The sequence below is a fragment of the Streptomyces sp. NPDC020731 genome, assembly GCF_044334705.1.
Taxonomy (GTDB): domain Bacteria; phylum Actinomycetota; class Actinomycetes; order Streptomycetales; family Streptomycetaceae; genus Streptomyces.
In genome coordinates, this window is the sequence record NZ_JBIRTN010000005.1 from 248776 (window position 1) to 268481 (window position 19706).

Annotated in this window: 14 protein-coding genes and 1 riboswitch; of the genes, 8 read left to right on the forward strand and 6 right to left on the reverse strand. The window is 72.7% G+C overall.

The window, feature by feature from the left end; genetic code table 11:
* The first annotated feature begins 137 nt into the window (after nt 1–137).
* Nucleotides 138–1427: a PspC domain-containing protein gene (locus ACH4VX_RS10110; RefSeq protein ID WP_398366876.1), complete on the forward strand. Its 1290-nt coding sequence runs from the start codon at nt 138–140 to the stop codon at nt 1425–1427.
* Nucleotides 1424–2146 (forward strand): LuxR C-terminal-related transcriptional regulator, encoded by a 723-nt coding sequence (locus tag ACH4VX_RS10115; protein WP_398366877.1) that lies wholly within the window; start codon nt 1424–1426, stop codon nt 2144–2146. The genes ACH4VX_RS10110 and ACH4VX_RS10115 overlap by 4 nt, the downstream gene beginning before the upstream one ends.
* Before the next feature lie 9 nt (nt 2147–2155).
* On the opposite strand, the gene ACH4VX_RS10120 is transcribed toward ACH4VX_RS10115, so the two are convergent.
* Entirely contained in the window at nt 2156–3193 is a 1038-nt protein-coding gene (locus tag ACH4VX_RS10120; protein ID WP_398366878.1) for an NlpC/P60 family protein, read from the reverse strand.
* Between the two features lie 361 nt (nt 3194–3554).
* Here ACH4VX_RS10120 and ACH4VX_RS10125 point away from each other — a divergent pair, with 361 nt between their 5' ends.
* Nucleotides 3555–3908 (forward strand): hypothetical protein, encoded by a 354-nt coding sequence (locus ACH4VX_RS10125; protein ID WP_398366879.1) that lies wholly within the window; start codon nt 3555–3557, stop codon nt 3906–3908.
* Between the two features lie 55 nt (nt 3909–3963).
* Here ACH4VX_RS10125 and ACH4VX_RS10130 read toward each other — a convergent pair whose 3' ends face one another.
* Nucleotides 3964–5139 (reverse strand): NlpC/P60 family protein, encoded by a 1176-nt coding sequence (locus ACH4VX_RS10130; protein WP_398366880.1) that lies wholly within the window; start codon nt 5137–5139, stop codon nt 3964–3966.
* A 7-nt stretch (nt 5140–5146) separates the two neighbouring features.
* A riboswitch (cyclic di-AMP (ydaO/yuaA leader) is annotated at nt 5147–5304 on the reverse strand.
* A gap of 255 nt (nt 5305–5559) precedes the next feature.
* Here ACH4VX_RS10130 and pcrA point away from each other — a divergent pair.
* Nucleotides 5560–8040 carry a DNA helicase PcrA gene (pcrA, locus tag ACH4VX_RS10135; protein ID WP_398366881.1) on the forward strand — a complete coding sequence of 827 codons (2481 nt, stop codon included), beginning with the start codon at nt 5560–5562 and terminating at the stop codon, nt 8038–8040.
* Between the two features lie 30 nt (nt 8041–8070).
* Here the strand turns inward: pcrA and ACH4VX_RS10140 are convergent, their stop codons facing one another.
* Nucleotides 8071–9528: a M23 family metallopeptidase gene (locus ACH4VX_RS10140; RefSeq protein ID WP_398366994.1), complete on the reverse strand. Its 1458-nt coding sequence runs from the start codon at nt 9526–9528 to the stop codon at nt 8071–8073.
* Nucleotides 9529–9847: 319 nt separating this feature from the next.
* Nucleotides 9848–10714, reverse strand: a complete 867-nt coding sequence (locus tag ACH4VX_RS10145) for an esterase/lipase family protein (RefSeq protein ID WP_398366882.1) — start codon at nt 10712–10714, stop codon at nt 9848–9850.
* A gap of 413 nt (nt 10715–11127) precedes the next feature.
* Between ACH4VX_RS10145 and ACH4VX_RS10150 the strand changes: the two genes are divergently transcribed.
* Nucleotides 11128–11544, forward strand: coding sequence for a cobalamin B12-binding domain-containing protein (locus ACH4VX_RS10150; protein ID WP_398366883.1), 417 nt, complete (start codon nt 11128–11130; stop codon nt 11542–11544).
* 278 nt (nt 11545–11822) lie between these two features.
* Here ACH4VX_RS10150 and ACH4VX_RS10155 read toward each other — a convergent pair whose 3' ends face one another.
* Both ACH4VX_RS10155 and ACH4VX_RS10160 read right to left on the reverse strand, forming a co-directional pair.
* Nucleotides 11823–13451: a DUF5691 domain-containing protein gene (locus ACH4VX_RS10155; RefSeq protein ID WP_398366884.1), complete on the reverse strand. Its 1629-nt coding sequence runs from the start codon at nt 13449–13451 to the stop codon at nt 11823–11825.
* A 112-nt stretch (nt 13452–13563) separates the two neighbouring features.
* The gene (locus tag ACH4VX_RS10160; RefSeq protein ID WP_398366885.1) at nt 13564–14916 is read right to left on the reverse strand and encodes an SWIM zinc finger family protein; all 1353 of its coding nucleotides are present in this window, start codon (nt 14914–14916) and stop codon (nt 13564–13566) included.
* Nucleotides 14917–15048: 132 nt separating this feature from the next.
* On the opposite strand from ACH4VX_RS10160, the gene ACH4VX_RS10165 reads away from it, so the two are divergent.
* The 3 genes from ACH4VX_RS10165 to ACH4VX_RS10175 are packed head-to-tail and all read left to right on the forward strand — an operon-like array spanning nt 15049 to nt 19702.
* Nucleotides 15049–16200 carry an AAA family ATPase gene (locus ACH4VX_RS10165; protein ID WP_398366886.1) on the forward strand — a complete coding sequence of 384 codons (1152 nt, stop codon included), beginning with the start codon at nt 15049–15051 and terminating at the stop codon, nt 16198–16200.
* Nucleotides 16197–18524: a DUF5682 family protein gene (locus ACH4VX_RS10170; RefSeq protein ID WP_398366887.1), complete on the forward strand. Its 2328-nt coding sequence runs from the start codon at nt 16197–16199 to the stop codon at nt 18522–18524. The genes ACH4VX_RS10165 and ACH4VX_RS10170 overlap by 4 nt, the downstream gene beginning before the upstream one ends.
* Nucleotides 18521–19702 carry a VWA domain-containing protein gene (locus ACH4VX_RS10175; RefSeq protein WP_398366888.1) on the forward strand — a complete coding sequence of 394 codons (1182 nt, stop codon included), beginning with the start codon at nt 18521–18523 and terminating at the stop codon, nt 19700–19702. Before ACH4VX_RS10170 ends, ACH4VX_RS10175 begins: the two co-directional genes overlap by 4 nt.
* Nucleotides 19703–19706 lie beyond the last annotated feature (4 nt).

A 19706-nucleotide genomic window follows, 5' to 3' on the forward strand; every position in this document is an offset into this window, starting at 1 on the left:
CGACCCTGGCCGGACCCTGATATCGGCCCCCGAGTGGGGCCGGGGGAGCGTTCGACGGACCCGGCCCGTGGAGATCAGGGGAGTCTCCGGGACCGACCCTGATGCTCCGGTACCCCGGGCGTGTGACCATCGTTGGCATGTCGGAAGCCGCAGCAGCGCCACTCGCCGAGCCGCGGCCGCCGCGCAAGCTCTACCGCAGCAGTGACGGACGCTGGCTCGGTGGTGTGGCGCGGGGGCTCGCCGGACACCTCGGGCTGCCCGTAATCTGGGTGCGTCTCGTCTTCGTCGGTCTGTTCATGGCCGACGGTCTCGGCGCGCTGCTGTACGCCGCGTTCTGGTTCTTCGTACCGCTGGGCGTCGGCGGTGTGGACGCGCAGAAGCCGCCCTCACTGGTGACGACGGAGGCCTCGCCGGACGGCCGGCGCAGACTCGTCACCCGGAAACCGGACAAGGGGCAGATCGTCGCCCTGCTCCTCATGGTCGTCGTGGCCATGATCTTCGTGGGCAATGTGAACCTGACCAACGGGGCCAGGGCCTATCTCTGGCCGACCGTGCTGGTCGGTGCGGGCGTCGCCCTGGTCTGGCGGCAGGCGGACAACGCCCGCCGGGCCCGCTGGATGGAGGTCGGCCGCCGCCGGCGCACGGTCACGCTGCTGCGGGCCGTGGCCGGTGTGCTGTTGGTGACGGCGGGCGCCTCGGGCATCTTCGTCCTGCGGGGCTCCGGCAGCCACCTCGGCTCGGTGCTCCAGGCGGCCCTCGCGGTCCTCGTCGGCATAACCCTCCTCGCCGGCCCCTATCTGGTGCGCATGACGCAGGACCTCTCCGAGGAGCGTCTGATGCGCATCCGGGCGCAGGAACGCGCGGAGGTCGCCGCCCACGTCCACGACTCGGTGCTGCACACCCTCACCCTGATCCAGCGCAACGCGGACAACGCGGGCGAGGTGCGCCGCCTGGCCCGGGCCCAGGAGCGCGACCTGCGCGCCTGGCTCTACAAGCCGGAGGGCAACGGCAAGGACGAGGACGACGAACCCACCACGCTCGCCGAGGCGGTGAAGCGCAATGCCGCCGAGGTGGAGGACAAGCACGGGGTCCCCATCGAGGTCGTGGTCGTCGGCGACTGCCCGCTCGACGAGAGAATCGGCGCACAGATGCAGGCCGCGCGCGAAGCGATGGTCAATGCCGCCAAGTACGGTGGCGAGGGAGGCGCGGTGCAGGTCTACGCCGAAGTCGAGGGAAGGACGGTCTTCGTGTCCGTCCGGGACCGCGGCCCCGGCTTCGACCTGGACTCGATACCCGCCGACCGCATGGGCGTCAGAGAATCGATCATCGGCCGCATGGAGCGCAACGGCGGCACGGCGCGGCTGCGCGCGGTGCCGGACGGCGGCACGGAGGTCGAGCTGGAGATGGAGATGGAGAAGACGTCATGAGCGAGCCGACCGAGGCGAAGGGGGCCGAGTCCATGGAGCCGGCCGGCAGCACCGCCGGGCGTCATGTGCGTGTCGTCCTCGTCGACGATCACCGCATGTTCCGCACGGGGGTCCAGGCGGAGATAGGGCAGACCGAGCAGACCGGTGTCGAGGTGGTCGGCGAGGCCGCCGACGTCGATCAGGCGGTCACGGTCATCACCGCGACCCGGCCCGAGGTGGTCCTGCTCGATGTGCACCTGCCCGGTGGCGGCGGTGTCGAAGTGCTGCGCCGTTGCGCCCCGTTGATGGGTGACGCCGAGCAGCCGGTCCGTTTCCTCGCCCTGTCCGTGTCGGACGCGGCGGAGGACGTGATCGGGGTGATCCGGGGCGGTGCGCGCGGATACGTGACCAAGACGATCACCGGGACCGACCTGGTCGACTCGATCTTCCGGGTGCAGGAGGGGGACGCGGTCTTCTCGCCGCGTCTGGCCGGCTTCGTCCTGGACGCCTTCGCCTCGACCGACGCCCCGCCGGTCGACGAGGACATGGACCGCCTCACCCAGCGCGAGCGGGAGGTACTGCGGCTGATCGCCCGGGGCTACGCCTACAAGGAGATCGCCAAGCAGCTGTTCATCTCGGTGAAGACGGTCGAGTCCCACGTCTCGGCGGTCCTGCGCAAGCTCCAGCTGTCCAACCGCCACGAACTGACCCGCTGGGCGACGGCGCGGCGACTGGTCTGAACGGGCCGTTCAGACCACGCGCGTGGCGCCCGCGAAGGGCATCTCGTCGATGGGGGCCACGCGGACCGGGGCCGAGGGGTTCGGGGCGTGGATCATGCGGCCGTCGCCGACGTAGATGCCGACGTGACTGATGCCGGAGTAGAAGAAGACCAGGTCCCCGGGGCGGAGTTCGGAGCGGGGGATGCGGCGGCCCGCGTCGATCTGGGCGTAGGTCGTGCGGGGCAGGGAGACGCCGGCGGAGCGGTACGCGGCCTGCATGAGACCCGAGCAGTCGAAGGCGTTCGGGCCGGTCGCGCCCCAGACGTAAGGGCTGCCGAGCTTGGCGTAGGCGTAGGAGACGGCCTCCGCCGCACGGGGGCCGGGGGCCGCGAGGGCGTCCCGGGTGTCCGCCGAGGCGCGTGGGGCGCGGCCGGTGCCGTCGGTGAGCGCCGCGCGTTGCCCGGGGGTCAGCCGGGACAGCAGCCGGCGGGCGGCGGTCAGCTTGGTGTCGACCGTCTTCTTGTGCCGCTCGAGCTCGGCGCGGCGGGCCGTCAGCGATTTCACCTCGACGCGTGCGGCGCCGCGCAACTGCTCGATCTCCCGGAGCTGTGTGCGTACGCGCCCCACCGCCGCCTGCCGGCGGCTGCCCGCCCGTTCGGCGAGCGCGGCGCCGTCCAGGTAGCCGTCCGGGTCCTCGGAGAGGAAGAGCTGCAGGGCGGGGTCCAGGCCGCCGCCGCGGTACTGCGCCGCCGCGACCGAGCCCAGGGCGTCCCGCGCGGAGTTGAGCCGGTCCTTCCTGCGGGCCGCCTCGTCCTGCAGATCGCGCAGCCGACGCCGGGCCGACTCGGCTTTCTCCTTGGCGCCGTTGTACTTCTCGGTGGCGGCCTCCGCCTCCCGGTAGAGCTTGTGCACATCGGCCTTGATCCGGTCCGGTGTCAGCTGCGGTTCGGCGTGTCCCGTCCCGTCGAAGCCGGTCGCGGTGGCCGCGCCGGCGAGGGCGAGGGCGGCGGCCACGCGGGTCGTGGTGCCGCCCGCCGTGCGCTGTCGGGTCCTGCGGTGCGCTGCCACCTGGACTCCCGTCCTTTCCGACGACCGCGCGGAGCGGACTGCCGTCCGGCGGTCCGGCGGCGGGGGTGCACAGGGGGAGCCGTCCGCCGCCGGACCTTCTCGGCGGTGGTGTCCGGTTGCCGCCCCTGGACCGGGCGGCGGTGGAGAGCCGGTCACCTGGGGGAGGACGCTAGGCCCGGCCGCGTGGTCCCGGTAACGGGTTGTGCGGAAGTGGCGTGAGCGGACCGTCGAGTGACCTCAAGTGACCAGGATCCCGTTCCGGCTTCGTCACCTTCACTCAGGGTGATGACCGATATGCCGGAGGAGCGGTGGATGAGGGCGCCGGAGTGCTACGAGGTGGCTGTGGCTAGGCTCCGGCCTCATGGACGTACTCATCCACCTCTTCGTCGGTCTGCACATCATCGGCATCGCGTCGCTCCTCGGTGGTTTCCTCACCCAGATGAAGGCGATGGGCCGGGGCACCGCCCGGTTCGTCCCCGCGATGCTGCACGGTGCGCTGACGATGCTGGTCACCGGTGTGGTCCTGGTCGGCCTCAACCAGGCCCAGGACTACTCCGTCGACAACATCAAGATCGGCGTGAAGCTGGCCCTGCTGATCGTGATCCTCGGCCTGGTCTATGTGAAGCGGGACGAGGAGAAGGTGGACAAGGGCCTGTTCGGCCTGGTCGGTCTGCTGACCACGGCGAACGTCTTCATCGCGGTGCTGTGGACCTGATGCCCTTCGCCCGGCGCCGCGTGTCGTAGCGCCGGGCGGCGTGTCCCCGGGCAGGTCAGGCGGGGCGCACCACGCTGTGGATCGAGGACTCGCCGTCGTAGTAGATCGACTCCTCGCGGACGTACGTGCCGGGCTTCGGCGCGTGGATCATCATCCCGTTGCCGATGTAGATGCCCACGTGGGTGACGTCGTCGTAGAAGAAGACCAGGTCACCGGGCTGGGCCTGGGAGACGGGGACCGTCGTGCCCGCGTCGACCTGGTCGTAGGTGGTGCGCGGGAGGGTGACGCCGGCGGCCTTCCAGGCGGCCTGGGTGAGGCCGGAGCAGTCATAGGAGCCGGGGCCTGTGGCGCCCCAGACGTACGGCTTGCCGATCTGCGCGCGGGCGAAGGCGAGGGCCTTCTCGGCCTTGGTGGCGTACGAGGAGCCGGTGGACGGCGCGGTGGTCGAGCCGGCGGATCCGGAGGTGCTGCCCGACGTGCCGCTGTCCTGCCGGGCGGCGGCCTTCTCCTGGGTCTTCTGCTGCTCCGCCTGCTGCTCGGCGAGCTCGGCGGCCTTGCGGGCGGCCTCCTGCTGCTTCTTCTCCTCGATCGCCGCGAGCCGCGCCTTCTCCTCGGCGGTCAGCTTCGACATCAGCTTGCGCGCGTCGGTGAGCTTCTTCTGGACGGTGGCCTTGGCCGTCTTCAGGTCGCCCTGGGACTCGGTGAGCGTCTCGAGGCTCTCGGTGGCCTCCTGGCGCTTCCTCATCGTCTCGGACTGCTGGGTGACGTAGTCGTCGACCGCTTCCTTCTGGCGGCCGGTCATCCGGTCCATCAGCTGGGACCGGTCGAAGAAGTCCTGCGGAGTGTCCGCGAGCAGGAAGGTCGCGGTGTCGGGGACACCGACGCCGGTCCGGTACTGGGCGGCGGCGAAGGAGCCCAGTTCCTCCCGCGCGTCGTTGAGCTTCTGGGTGCGCTTGGCCACGTCGTCGAGGAGGGTGCCGACCTGCTTGCGCTGCTTCGCGGTCTTCTCCTTGGCCGCGTTGTACTTGTCGGTCGCCGACTCCGCCTGGCGGTAGAGCTCGTCGACCTTCTTCTCGACCTCCTCCAGGCTGGGCTTGCCGTCGTCGGAGGGGGCGGCGCCCGCCGTCTGGGACAGCAGGGCCACGGAGGTCAGGGCGGCCGTGGCGAGGGCCGGGGTCCGTATGCCTGCCACGCGCGCGCCGGGGGTGCGCGACTTGCGGTGCGACGCCAAGGGAGGCGACTCCTTCCGATGCTCCGCCTACCGGGTTAGCTGTCGGGTTCGGGCGGGTGATTCGGAAGGGTTGCCCTACGGCCGCTCCGCGAGGGAGTGGGCCGATTCACCCCATGGTCTCGGTGGGTCCCCGGCTCCGGCTGCCGCGATCGGCAGGGACGGACTCGGCGGAGGCCGTGCGGCCCGGCGGGGTTCGCCGGTGGGGGTCGTACGGCCCGCCCGCACCGTAGCCAACTGGTGTGGCCCTTGTGAAGGTTGACGGGTGATATGCCCGATACATTTTCGTGACCTCACGTGTGGGGTCACTCAGGGTGAGGCAGTGGTTCTGGAGGGTGCACACCCTGCCCCGGCTGCCGGAAAGCGGGGATGTTCCCGGGGTGGCCCCGGGTTGTCGGTGGAGCGCCCTAGACTCGGAGAGCGATGAGCAGCCTCTTTGACGACAGCTTCCTGGCGGACCTCCAGGCCCGGCGGGGCCCCGCGGACGAGCCCCCGCCACCGCCCGAGGACGAGCACGTACCGGAGCAGATTCCGGACGACCTGTTCGGCGGGAGATTCGACGTGCCGCCGGACAGGGACGCCTACTACCGCGACGGCGCCCCGCGCCCGGTGATCGACGCCGCCGCGTTGCTGGAGGGGCTGAACGAAAACCAGCGTGCCGCCGTCGCGCACTCCGGCTCCCCGCTGCTCATCGTGGCCGGTGCCGGCTCCGGCAAGACCCGCGTGCTCACCCACCGCATCGCCCATCTGCTGGCCGAGCGGAACGTCCATCCGGGCCAGATCCTCGCGATCACCTTCACCAACAAGGCCGCGGGCGAGATGAAGGAGCGTGTCGAGCAGCTCGTCGGCCCGCGCGCGGGCGCCATGTGGGTCATGACGTTCCACAGCGCGTGCGTGCGCATCCTGCGCCGTGAGAGCAGGAAGCTCGGCTTCACGTCGTCGTTCTCGATCTACGACGCCGCCGACTCCAAGCGTCTGATGGCCCTGGTCTGCCGCGACCTGGACCTCGACCCCAAGCGCTTCCCGCCGAAGTCCTTCAGCGCCAAGATCAGCAACCTGAAGAACGAGCTGATCGACGAGGAGGACTTCGCCGCCCGGGCGGCCGACGGCTTCGAGAAGACCCTCGCCCAGGCCTACGCGCTCTACCAGTCGCGGCTGCGCGAGGCGAACGCGCTGGACTTCGACGACCTGATCATGACGACGGTCAATCTGCTCCGCGCCTTCCCGGACGTCGCCGAGCACTACCGTCGCCGCTTCCGGCACGTCATGGTGGACGAGTACCAGGACACCAACCACGCCCAGTACGCCCTGGTGCGTGAGCTCGTCGGCACCGCCGGGCACCCCGCCGGCGCACCGTCCGAGACCGAGGTCCCGCCCGCCGAGCTGTGCGTGGTCGGTGACGCCGACCAGTCGATCTACGCCTTCCGCGGCGCGACGATCCGCAACATCCTCCAGTTCGAGGAGGACTACCCGGACGCGACCACGATCCTGCTGGAGCAGAACTACCGTTCCACGCAGACCATCCTGAGCGCGGCCAACGCCGTCATCGAGCGCAACGAGTCGCGCCGCCCCAAGAACCTGTGGACCAACGCCGGCGCGGGCGCGCGGATCACCGGGTACGTCGCGGACACCGAGCACGACGAGGCCCAGTTCGTCGCCGACGAGATAGACCGCCTCACCGACGCGGGCGAGGCGAAGGCGGGTGACGTCGCCGTCTTCTACCGCACCAACGCCCAGTCCCGTGTCTTCGAGGAGATCTTCATCCGCGTCGGCTTGCCCTACAAGGTCGTCGGCGGCGTCCGCTTCTACGAGCGCAAGGAGGTCCGGGACGTCCTGGCCTATCTGCGGGTGCTCGCCAACCCCGAGGACTCGGTGCCGCTGCGCCGCATCCTCAACGTCCCCAAGCGGGGCATCGGCGACCGTGCGGAGGCCATGATCGACGCCCTCGCGCAGCGCGAGAAGATCAGCTTCCCGCAGGCGCTGAGGCGCGTCGACGAGGCGTACGGCATGGCCGCGCGGTCGTCGAACGCGGTCAAGCGGTTCAACACGCTGATGGAGGACCTGCGTACGGTCGTCGAGTCCGGGGCGGGCCCGGCGACGGTCCTGGAGGCGATCCTGGAACGCACCGGTTACCTCGCCGAGCTGCAGGCCTCCACCGACCCGCAGGACGAGACCCGGATCGAGAACCTCCAGGAACTCGCGGCTGTCGCCCTGGAGTTCGAGCAGGAGCGCGGCGAGGGCGAGTCCGTGGTGCTGTCCGACTTCCTGGAGCGGGTCGCCCTGGTCGCCGACTCCGACCAGATCCCCGACGAGGACGAGGACGGCTCCGGCGTCATCACCCTGATGACCCTGCACACCGCCAAGGGCCTGGAGTTCCCGGTGGTCTTCCTCACCGGCATGGAGGACGGCGTCTTCCCGCACATGCGCGCCCTCGGCCAGACCAAGGAGCTGGAGGAGGAGCGGCGCCTGGCGTACGTCGGCATCACGCGCGCGCGTGAGCGGCTGTACCTGACCCGGTCGACGCTGCGCAGCGCGTGGGGTCAGCCGTCCTACAACCCGCCCTCGCGGTTCCTGGAGGAGATCCCGGCCACCCATCTGGAGTGGAAGCGGACGGGAGCGAGCGCGTCCGTGTCCTCCGGTCCGGTGTCGGGAGTGGCGGCTTCGCTGTCGTCGTCCCGTTCCCGCTCGTCGGCGTCGGGCGCCTCAGGTTTCGCCACCCGGCGGACCGCGGAGAAGCCCGTGGTGTCGGTGGCGGTCGGGGACCGGGTCACCCACGACCAGTTCGGCCTCGGCACCGTGGTCGCGGTGAAGGGCACGGGTGGGAACGCGGAGGCGACGATCGACTTCGGGGACACCAAGCCCAAGCGGCTGCTGCTGCGGTACGCGCCGGTGGAGAAGCTGTAGCCGCGGGCCTCGACCCGTCGGGGGTTGGTCCTACGACGGGTCGAGGCCGTGGCTGCGGAACCAGGCGAGCGGATCGATCGCCGAGCCGCCGCCGGGGCGGACCTCGAAGTGCAGGTGCGGACCGGTCGAATTGCCGGAGTCCCCGGAGAAGGCGATCGGGTCGCCGGCCTTCACGGTCGTACCGGAGGCGACCTGGTAGCTGGAGAGGTGGCAGTACCACGTCTCCGTGCCGTCCTTCGCCGTCACGATCATCATGTTGCCGTAGGCGGAGTTGAGCTGCGTGCGCACCGTGCCGTCGGTGGCGGCCATCACCGTCGCGCCGTACAGGACGGGGAAGTCGATGCCGGTGTGGACGGACATCCAGTTGATGCCGGACTGGCCGTAGTAGGCGCTGAGGCCGTGCTGCGCGACCGGGAGCGCGAACTTCGGCCGCAGCCGCTCCTTGCGGGCCGCCTCCTGCGCGGCCGCCTTGCGGTCGGCCTCCTGCTGCGCCTTGAGGTCGATGCGCTCCTGGGTGCGGCTGGCCCGGTCGGCGAAGTCGTCGGCGCCGGCGGCGAGGCTCTCCAGCTGGGTGTCCAGCTTGATGTTGGCGGTGGACGGTTTCACCGGCTGGACGTCCGCCGCGGTCGTCGCCGTCTCCTGGCCGCCGTCGTCGGTCAGGTCGCCGACCGAGGCCGCGGCGATACCGGCGACACCCATCACGCACGCCGAGGGCACGGCCACCGTCAGCAGCGCGGAGCGCTTGGCGGGCGTACGGCGGCGGGAACGGGACCCGGCGCGTGAGGCCGCGCGCGGCGCCGGGGCGGGAACGGTCTCCTCCTGCTCTTCGAGCAGGTGCACCGCGGGCAGCTCACCGGTGTCGGCCGGCCCGTCGGCGGCGGGAGCCTCGTAGGGCTCCTGGTCGAACGGCTCGGCCCGGTGCTCGTAGGACTCGGCCTGCGGCTCATAGGGGCCGGACGCGGGCGCCGGGGCGGCGGTGTCGCCGCCGTCGGAGTTCCACTGCGTGGCGTCGTAGACACCGCTGTCGAAGGTCTGCGTGCCCCAGTCCCACTGCTGGGTCCGGTCGGCGGGGTTCCCGGCCTGATCGGCCTGGAGCCACTCACCGGAATCCCACTGGCCGCTGGTCTCCGGGGAGGTGGCCTGCGGCGGGATCACCGGCATCGGGTGATGGCCGGTGGTCCAGGCGGTCGCGTCGTAGCCGCCGGTGTCGTACGCGGACGGGCACGGGGTGGCGTACGTGTCGTACTGCCCGGTGTCGTGACCATGCGCGGGCCAGTGCCCGGTCTCGTACGCGCCCGTGTCGTGGCCGCCGCCGGGGAGGTCGCCGAAGAGGGGGTCGGTGGCGAAGCTTCCGGTGGGGTGGCCGCCGGTCCCGAAATGAGTGGCGTCGTAACCGCCGTACGTGGTGAAGTCGCCGTACTGGGCTTCCTGGGTGCCGTACGACGCATGGGGCGCCGGATCGGCGTCGGAAGCCGGAGCCGGGTCCATGGTCCCCGACGGGTGACGGTCGTTCACCAACTTCTCTTTCGCCTCGACAACAGGGGCTGCCAGAGCAGTGCGGCGACTGTACCCGGCGGTATGCGGGCACGACAATCTTCCGCAGGTTTCACGCGCGCAGGAAACGGGCAATCGGTCGTCTTTTGGCGGACGACGGGCGCGGTCTTGGCTTTTTGTTCGAGGTTTGTTCGAGATGGTGGACGGGTCGACGGCGGTAAGTGGGCCTTCTTGGACCGTTGTTGTTCGGATTGCTGTCGAGGGGGCGCGTGGTTCCGGTTGTCCCGTGGCGCCGGTGCCGGGCGTGTCGCGCTCAGGCCACCGTCAGGCCTTCCGGGCGGCCGGTGGCCGGCTCTTCGGGATGCGCCGTGTCCAGGGCCTGCCGTATACGGGTCGCCACGGCCGGGTGCACGGGCAGGGCGAGGTGGCCCACGCCGCTCACCCGTACGTTCACCGTCGTCAGGTCGGGGTGCTCGACGCACGCCGACTCCAGCGGGTCCATGATGTGGTCGAGGTCGCTCCAGAAGGCGACGAAGCGCGTACGGCAGCCCGGCGCGGGCCGGGCGAGCTCCTCGAGCACCGGTGAGCCGGGGCGCATCTGGCGCACGATGGGGTGCGCGTTGGCCAGTGGGGCGACGCGTGTGCCGGAGTGCGGGGTGCCGAGCGTGACGAGCGTCCGCACACGGGTGTCACCGCCCAGCCGCTGTACGTAGTACCGCGCGATGAGCCCGCCGAGGCTGTGCCCGACCACATCGACCCGGCGGCTGCCCGTGCGTTCGCACACCTGCTCTATGTGGTGGCCGAGCAGTTCGGCCGCGATGCGGATGTCGCAGGTCAGCGGGGAGTAGTTGAGCGACTCGATCTGCTGCCTGCCGTGCTGGGCGAGGCTGCGGCGCAGCAGGACGAAGACCGACCGGTTGTCGATGAAGCCGTGCAGCAGCACCACCGGGGGCTTGGCCTCCGCCGGCAGCTGTGCGGTGCCGTCCGGGGCGGGCAGCGCGGGGCGCGCGTCCCGGCGCTCCTGGACGATGCCGGCGGGGTAGAGCAGGAGGTGGCCCGCCAGGATCGCCAGCTCCAGGGCGGTCGCCTTCAGCAGGGTCAGGGAGAGATCCGCCAGCCGGGTCGGCAGGAGGCGCCGGCAGAGCGGCAGGAAGGGAAGAGCTGTCTCGGTGACCTTCATGGCCGACCTCCTGTCGGCACGCGGGAGGACAGCCCTGTCCCCCGTGTGCCCTCATGGGAAATCGCTACGAGAGCGGTCGACGGTGCGCGTGTGCGATGCGTGGAGGGGGCGCGGTGGTACGGCGACCTCGGTGCGAATCCCTTGTGCGCATGTTCCCACCGTTGCCCGAGTGGTGCACGGGCATGCGGTGCGCGGGGCTCCGAGCCCGGGAACGCTGCGCGGTGAACGTGTCCCTCCGTGTGATTTGCCCCTCGCTGCGCACCGTGAAACTGCCGGTTGCGGGATGCTGGAGATAACGTTCGTTCACTTCCCCGGCCGGTTCGGGCCGGGGCACCCGAGCGATGTGTACGGCATGACGGATGTGTGCGGTACTTGTCGGTACGGATGGATGTAGTCGCTTCATGGAGGCAGTGATGGGTGTGGCAGCCGGTCCGATCCGCGTGGTGGTGGCCAAGCCGGGGCTCGACGGCCACGATCGCGGGGCCAAGGTGATCGCGCGGGCGCTGCGCGACGCCGGTATGGAGGTGATCTACACCGGGCTTCACCAGACCCCCGAGCAGATCGTCGACACCGCGATCCAGGAGGACGCCGACGCGATCGGTCTGTCCATCCTCTCCGGGGCGCACAACACGCTCTTCGCGGCCGTCATCGAGCTGCTCGAGCAGCGGGACGCGGCGGACATCCTGGTCTTCGGCGGCGGGATCATTCCCGAGGCGGACATCGCTCCGCTGAAGGAGAAGGGTGTCGCGGAGATCTTCACCCCGGGTGCGACCACGGCGTCCATCGTGGACTGGGTGCGGGCGAACGTGCACCAGCCGGCGGAGGCGTAGCCCGCCCTTGTGGCGCCGCGCGCGTGGTGGCCGGGGCTCGGCCGGTCGCCGGACCGGACCCGGCGCCTCGGCTCTGTCGCCCCGGGGCCGGCGTGGGACGGGGGTGGGTCGCGCGGCCCGGCGTTTGCGGGGTGCCTCCCCCGGCGGGGGAACCCCCATCGCCCCTGGGGGCACCTCCCAGGCCTTCGGGGCACTGGGGGAGGCACGACCGCCCGCGGTCGGCACGGTGCGGCTGCTCGCGATGAGTCGGCTGGGGGCGGTCTCCTCGTTCCGGGACGTCAGGAGGCGGCCGGGGTCAGTTCTGTCAGCATGGCCGCGCGCAGGCGCAGTGTGGTGACCAGGCGTTGGAAGGCCTCCGACCAGTAGCCGCCGGCTCCGGGCGACGCGTTCTCCGGCTCGTCCGGTATCGCCAGGAGCGCGTCGAGGCGGCCGGCCTCGGACGGGTCGAGGCAACGTTCGGCCAGGCCCATGACTCCGCTGAAACTCCATGGATAACTCCCTGCGTCACGCGCGATGTTGAGCGCGTCGACCACCGCTCGTCCGACCGGCGCCGCCCAGGGCACGGCACACACCCCGAGCAGCTGGAACGCCTCGGACAGGCCGTGCGTCTCGATGAACCCGGCCACCCACTCGGCCCGTTCGGCGGCGTCCAGCGTGCCGAGCAGCTTGGCGCGTTCGGCCAGGGACACCGCCCCCGGTCCGCCCGCCTCCGGCGCGGAGGGCTCTCCGAGCAGCGCCCGGGACCACGCCGCGTCGCGCTGCCGTACCGCCGCCCGGCACCAGGCCGCGTGCAGTTCGCCCTGCCAGTCGTCCGCCACCGGCAGCGCCACGATCTCCCGGGGCGTACGCCCGCCGAGCCGCCGCGACCAGCTGCCCAGGGGTGCCGCCTCCACCAACTGGCCGAGCCACCAGGACCGTTCGCCCCGGCCCGCGGGAGCCCTGGACACCACGCCGTCGCGTTCCATGCCCGCGTCGCATTCGTGCGGCGCCTCGACGGCGATCGTCGGCGTGTTCCGCGTATGGTCGACGGCCACACAGGCCACGGCCCGGACCGCCATGCGTTCCGCCAGCGCGGAGCCGGGCAGCGCCGTCAGCAGCTCCGCCGCCGTCGCCCGTACGTTGCGGCTGCGGTCGGCCAGGGCCTGCTCGAGGAAGGGCTCGTCGTCCGGGCCGAGTCCGGTGCGCAGCGAGTCCAGGAACATCAGGCGGTCCTCCGCCCGTTCCGTCGCCCAGCTCGCCGCGAGGAGTTCGCGCGCGGTGGCCGGCTTGCGGGAGCGGAGGGCGGTGAGGAGGGCGACCCGTTCGGCGAAGAGACCCTCCTGCCAGAGCCGCCGTACGCCTTCCGTGTCGTGGAGACGGGGCGCGGACGTGTCCCCGCCCGGCGCGGAACGCAGGGCGAACCGCCAGTCCGGGTTGAACCGGGCCAGCCACAGGGCGCGCGGCCCCGCGAAGCGCAGCGCCGCCGGACGCAGGTCGGTCCGTCCCCGCGCGGCGTCGAGCAGGGCGGGCAGCGCGGCCGGGGGTGCCGCGAAACCGCGGGCGTTCGCCGTCGCCAGCCACTGGGGCAGCAGCTCCATGAGGTCCGGAGCCGTGCCCCGGCGCCCGCCGCCCGAGGTGCCGGGTCGGTCGGTGAGCAGCGTCGTGAGCCGGTGCGCGGCGGCGGACGGCAGCGGAGGGCGCGGATCCTCGGGCGCCGGCCGCGGACGCTCCGCGGCCCGCGCCGGCCGCAGCCCGGCGCGTCGCCGCACGGTCGCCACGGCCACCGCGTCCAGCAGGGCCGACGGCGCGTCCGGCCCGGGCACGGAGCCCGCCGGTGTACGCCGGTCCGTGCCCAGCAGGGCCGCGGTCACCAGTTCCTCCCAGGAATCCGGGAGGGGCGCGTCCACGGCGGTGGTCGTCCTGCTCATGAGCTTCCTTTCCGACGGGCGTCCCGGCACGGTCGAAGACTCACACGCGCCGAGTGTCCAGTGATGCCCGAAAAATTCCTGGGGCGGACGGGAACGGGGACGAGCGCACCGCTCAGCACAGTGACACCGCCTCACCGGGTCCCTCCGGCCATGCCGCCAATGGAGTGAATCCCTGGTGGCCGCACTCGCCGAAGACCCTGACCGGGGCGCCACCCGACAGGGCGACCAGACGCCACAGACCGGGGCGGGACCGCGCGGCCGGCGTGAGCGGCAGGGCCGCGTCCTCGTCGGCGTCGGCCAGCTGCCAGCCGTCACCGTCCGGAGCCGGTATCACCCGGTCCAGCGTCACCGGGACCGAGTCCAGCCAGGGGTCGTCGCGCAGCGCCTCGCCGTAGCGGGCGGCCGCCCGGGCCGTCGTCGTCCCCGGCGGCCGTACGTCCGTCGGCGCGGGCGGCGCGAACCGCTCGCCCAGGGCCATCCGCGGCTGCCCCGCGCCCGGGTACGCGGACAGCTCGGCGTCGAGGGCCGGCCCGACCGGCAGCGCGAGCTCCGGGGCGCGGCCCGCCGCACCGTAGGAGAGGAGCAGCGCCGTGCGCCCCGAATCCGTGCCGTACAGCCAGATGCGGCGGGTCGTCAGACGGCTGTCCGCCGTGTCGTACTGGGCGAGGACCAGCCAGCGGTCCCGTATCGCCGGGCCGTCCGCCGACACGGGCAGGCCGATACGGGACCGGACCGTCGCGGCCAGCCCCTCCGGCAGCCGCTCCCGGCGCAGCCAGCCCCGGCCGAGGAGGTGGAGCAGCGCGCACTCCTCCAGCAGCCGCACCGGCCCGCCCGGCCCGGCGCCCGCCAGCGCCCCCAGCTCACGCACCCGGGCGGCCAGCCCCGGCGCCTGGGCGTCGACCATGCGGGCCGCGGTCTCCTCCCACAGCCCGTACCCCGACTGCTCGGCCGAGGCCAGGCCGCCGCGGAGCAGATCCGTCAGGCGCTGCTCCAGCTCCACCGCACCCGCCGTCACCCGCTCGGCCCGGCGCTCCGCCCTGCGCCGCGCCGCCTCCGGAGCGGCGGGGCCCGAGGCCTCCGAGGCACCCGCGGTCCGCTTCTGTTCCGCGCGCGTGCGCCGGCCCGCGATCCACTGCTCGGCCCACTCCGGCGCCTCCTCCCGTGGCACCGCCCCGTCCCCGCCCGACCAGAGCAGCAGCAGACCGAGCGCGTGCTTGCACGGGAACTTACGGCTCGGACAACTGCATTGGTACGCGGGCCCGGAGGCGTCCGCGACGTCGACGACCGTCCGGTACGGAGTGCTCCCACCGCCCTCGCACAGACCCCACACCGTCCCCTCGCCCGAACTGCCGGTCCCGGACCACGGACCGGCCGCGCCGAGTTCGCTCCCCGCCGTGCGTGACGCGGGGTCAGGCGCCAGTGCCAGCACCTGGTCCGCGGTCCAGCGCACCCCCTGCTGAGTCATGCCACCGAAACTAGATCCTCGCACTGACAATCGCCCCGGTGAGCGCATTCGCGCAGGCCAGAGCGATTGTCAGTGGCGTGGTGCACGGTTGGTGCCAGATCCGAACCGGCCGAGCTGGAGAGGGAATCAACCATGCCTGTCTCTGTGGAACCGACGTCCGTCGACCCGAGCCGGGACGGCTCCGCGCCCGCGAACGCGACGCCCGCGCAGACGCTGCGGCCGCACGCCGAGGACGCCTTCGGCGCCGAACTCGCCGCGCTGGCGGCGCAGGACGACCGTCCCCGCCCCGCCCGCTGGCGGCTGTCGCCGTGGGCCGTCGCCACCTACCTGCTCGGCGGCACACTGCCGGACGGCACGGTGATCACGCCGAAGTACATCGGTCCGCGCCGCATCGTCGAGGTCGCGGTGACCACCCTCGCCACCGACCGCGCCCTGCTCCTGCTCGGCGTGCCCGGCACCGCGAAGACCTGGGTCTCCGAGCACCTGGCCGCCGCGGTCAGCGGCGACTCCACCCTGCTCGTGCAGGGCACGGCCGGCACCCCGGAGGAGGCCATCCGCTACGGCTGGAACTACGCCCGGCTGCTCGCCCACGGCCCCAGCCGCGACGCCCTCGTGCCCAGCCCGGTGATGCGGGCCATGGCGGAGGGCATGACGGCCCGCGTCGAGGAACTGACCCGCATCCCGGCCGACGTCCAGGACACGCTGATCACCATCCTGTCGGAGAAGACGCTGCCGATACCGGAGCTGGGCCAGGAAGTGCAGGCGGTCCGCGGCTTCAACCTGATCGCCACGGCCAACGACCGCGACCGCGGGATCAACGAGCTGTCCAGCGCCCTGCGCCGCCGCTTCAACACCGTGGTGCTGCCGCTGCCGGAGACCCCGGAGGCGGAGCTCGACATCGTCTCGCGCCGGGTCGACCAGATCGGCCGCTCCCTCGACCTGCCGGCCGTGCCCGACGGCATCGACGAGATCCGCCGGGTCGTCACCGTCTTCCGCGAGCTGCGCGACGGGGTCACCACCGACGGCAGGACGAAGCTCAAGTCGCCCAGCGGCACGCTGTCGACCGCCGAGGCGATCTCCGTCGTCACGGGCGGGCTGGCGCTGGCCGCCCACTTCGGTGACGGCGTGCTGCGGGCCGGGGACGTCGCCGCGGGCATCCTCGGCGCGGTCGTCCGCGACCCGGCGGCGGACCGCGTCGTCTGGCGGGAGTACCTGGAGACCGTGATCCGCGAGCGCGACGGCTGGAAGGACTTCTACCGGGCCTGCCGGGAGGTCAGTGGATGAACGGCGGGAAGGCGGGCACCGCGGGGCCGCTGCTGCTCGGCGTGCGGCATCACGGGCCGGGGTCCGCGCGGGCGGTGCGGGCGGTGCTGGAGGAGGCCCGGCCGGATGCCGTGCTGATCGAGGGCCCGCCGGAGGCGGACGTGCTGGTCCCGCTCGCCGCCGAGGAGGACATGCGGCCACCGGTCGCGCTGCTCGCCCACGCGGTGGACGAACCCGGGCGTTCGGCCTTCTGGCCGCTGGCCGAGTTCTCCCCGGAGTGGGTCGCGCTCCGCTGGGCGCTGGAGCACAAGGTCCAGGCCCGTTTCATCGACCTGCCGGCCACGCACACACTGGCCTGGGAGGACGACGAGGGCCCCGGGCCCGGCGCGGGCGACGGCCTACGGATCGATCCCCTGGGGGTGCTCGCCGAAGCCGCCGGGTACGACGACGCCGAGCGGTGGTGGGAGGACGTCGTCGAACACCGGGGCGTGGGTGAGGGGGACGCGGTCGCACCGTTCACCGCGCTCGAGGAGGCCATGACCGCGCTGCGGGAGGAGTACGGAAGCGGGGGACACCGGCGGGACCTCGTGCGCGAGGCGCACATGCGGCTGCGGATCCGGGCGGCACAGCGGGAGTCCGAGGACGGCGTGGCCGTGGTCTGCGGGGCCTGGCACGTGCCGGCGCTGCGGCGGAGGGCCACCGTCGCCGCCGACCGTGCCCTGCTGAAGGGGCTGCCCAAGGTGAAGACGGACATGACCTGGGTGCCCTGGACCAACCGCAGACTCTCCCGGACGAGCGGCTACGGCGCGGGCATCGACTCCCCGGGCTGGTACGGGCATCTGTTCGGCGCCCCGGACCGGCCGGTCGAGCGGTGGCTGACCAAGGTGGCCGGGCTGTTGCGGGCCGAGGACCGGATCGTCTCCTCCGCGCACGTCATCGAGGCCGTACGGCTGGCGGAGACCCTCGCCGCGCTGCGCGGACGTCCGCTGCCCGGCCTGGGCGAGACGACCGACGCCGTACGGGCGGTGATGTGCGAGGGCTCCGACGTGCCGCTGGCACTGGTGCGCGACCGGCTGATCGTCGGCGACGTGCTCGGGGAGGTGCCGGCGACGGCGCCCGCCGTGCCGTTGCAGCGGGACCTCGAGCGGACCCAGCGCCGGCTGCGGCTGAAACCCGAGGCCGGGGCGCGGGAGCTGGAACTCGACCTGCGCAAGGAGACCGACGCGGAGCGCGGCAGACTGCTGCACCGGCTGCGGCTGCTCGGCATCGGCTGGGGAGAGCCGGCCGCCGCACGCGGCGGCACGGGGACCTTCCGGGAGACATGGCGGCTGCGCTGGGAGCCCGAGCTGTCCGTGCGGGTCGCCGAGGCCGGGGTCTGGGGGACGACCGTACTCGCCGCCGCGACCGCCAAGGCGGAGGCGGACGCCGGCGGCGCGCGGGGCCTCGCCGAGGTCACCGGACTCGCCGAGCGCTGTCTGCTGGCCGCACTGCCCGAGGCGCTGCCCACGGTGATGCGGATCCTCACCGACCGCGCGGCCCTCGACACGGACGTCGGCCACCTCGCCCAGGCGCTGCCCGCCCTAGTCCGCTCGCTGCGCTACGGCGACGTGCGCGGCACCGACACGGCGGCGCTGGCCGAGGTCGCCGCCGGACTCGCCGAGCGGGTCTTCGTCGGACTGCCCCCGGCCTGCGCGGCACTGGACGCCGACGCCGCCGAGGAGATGCGGCGCCATGTCGACGCGGTGCACGGCGCGGTGGGCCTCCTCGGCGACGCCCCCGCACCGGGCCACGGGAAGCTGCGCGCCCGCTGGCAGTCGGTGCTGCGGACCCTGTCCGCACGGGACACCGTGCCCGGCGTCATACGGGGGCGGTCCGTGCGGCTGCTGCTGGACGACGGGGAGCTGGCGCAGGACGAGGCGGCGCGGCTCATGGGGCTCGTGCTGTCGCCGGGCACGCCACCGGCGGACGCGGCCGCGTGGATCGAGGGCTTTGTCGGCGGCGGCTCCGGCGGCGGACTGCTCCTGGTCCACGACGAGCGGCTGCTCGGGCTGGTCGACACATGGCTGACGGGCGTACCGGCGGAGGCGTTCACGGACGTGCTGCCGCTGCTGCGGCGGACGTTCTCGGCGTACGAGCCGGGGGTGCGGCGCACCCTCGGTGAACTGGTCCGGCGTGGACCGGGGACACGCGGCGGCACGGCGGCCGCGGTTTCCGGCACCCCCGGCTTCGCCCCCGACCCCGACACCGCCCGCGCGGACGCCGTGCTGCCGGTCCTGCGGCTGCTGCTCGGGCCGGACGGGGAGGACGAGAGGGTACGCGACGGACTGGCGGGGGTGGCGGGATGACGGACACGCAGGGCGAGGCGGCAGGGACGACGGACCCGGCGCAGGAGCGGCTGCGGCGCTGGCGGCTCGTGCTCGGCGGAGACACGGCCGACGGGACCGGATGCGCGCTGTCCGGACAGGACGCCGCGATGGACGGGGCGCTCGCCGCGCTCTACGGCAAGGGGGACAAGCCGCAGGCGGGCCGGGACCGTTCGGCGGGGCTCGGCGCGTCGGCACCGTCGGTGGCCCGCTGGCTCGGGGACATCCGGACCTACTTCCCCTCCTCCGTCGTCCAGGTCATGCAGCGCGACGCCATCGACCGGCTCGGCCTCGCCACGCTCCTGCTGGAACCGGAGATGCTGGAGGCCGTCGAGGCCGACGTCCACCTCGTCGGCACGCTGCTGTCGCTCGACAAGGCCATGCCGGAGACGACGAAGGAGACGGCACGGGCGGTCGTGCGCAAGGTCGTCGAGGACCTGGAGAAGCGGCTCGCCACCCGCACCCGGGCCACCCTCACCGGCGCCCTCGACCGCAGCGCCCGTGTCAGCCGGCCACGCCATCACGACATCGACTGGAACCGCACGATCGCGGCCAACCTCAAGCACTACCTCCCGGAGCACCGGACGGTCGTGCCCGAGCGGCTCATCGGCTACGGGCGTGCCGCGCGGTCGGTGCGGAAGGAGGTGATCCTCTGCGTCGACCAGTCCGGGTCGATGGCGGCGTCCGTGGTGTACGCGTCGGTGTTCGGGGCGGTGCTCGCCTCCGTGCGGTCGATCGACACACGGCTCGTCGTCTTCGACACGACGGTTGCCGACCTCACCGACCGGCTCGACGACCCCGTCGACGTGCTCTTCGGCACCCGGCTCGGCGGTGGTACGGACATCAACCGGGCGCTGGCGTACTGCCAGTCGCGGATCACCCGGCCGGCGGAGACGGTGCTCGTGCTGATCAGTGACCTCTACGAAGGGGGGATACGCGACGAGATGCTCAAACGGGTGGCGGCGATGAAGGCGTCGGGCGTGCGGTTCGTGACGCTGCTCGCGCTGTCCGACGAGGGGGCGCCCGCATACGACGGGGAGCACGCGGCGGCGCTCGCCGCGCTGGGCGCACCGGCGTTCGCCTGCACACCCGATCTGTTCCCGGAGGTGATGGCGGCGGCGATCGAGAAGCGGCCGTTGCCGATACCGGACGCGGTGTGAGGGG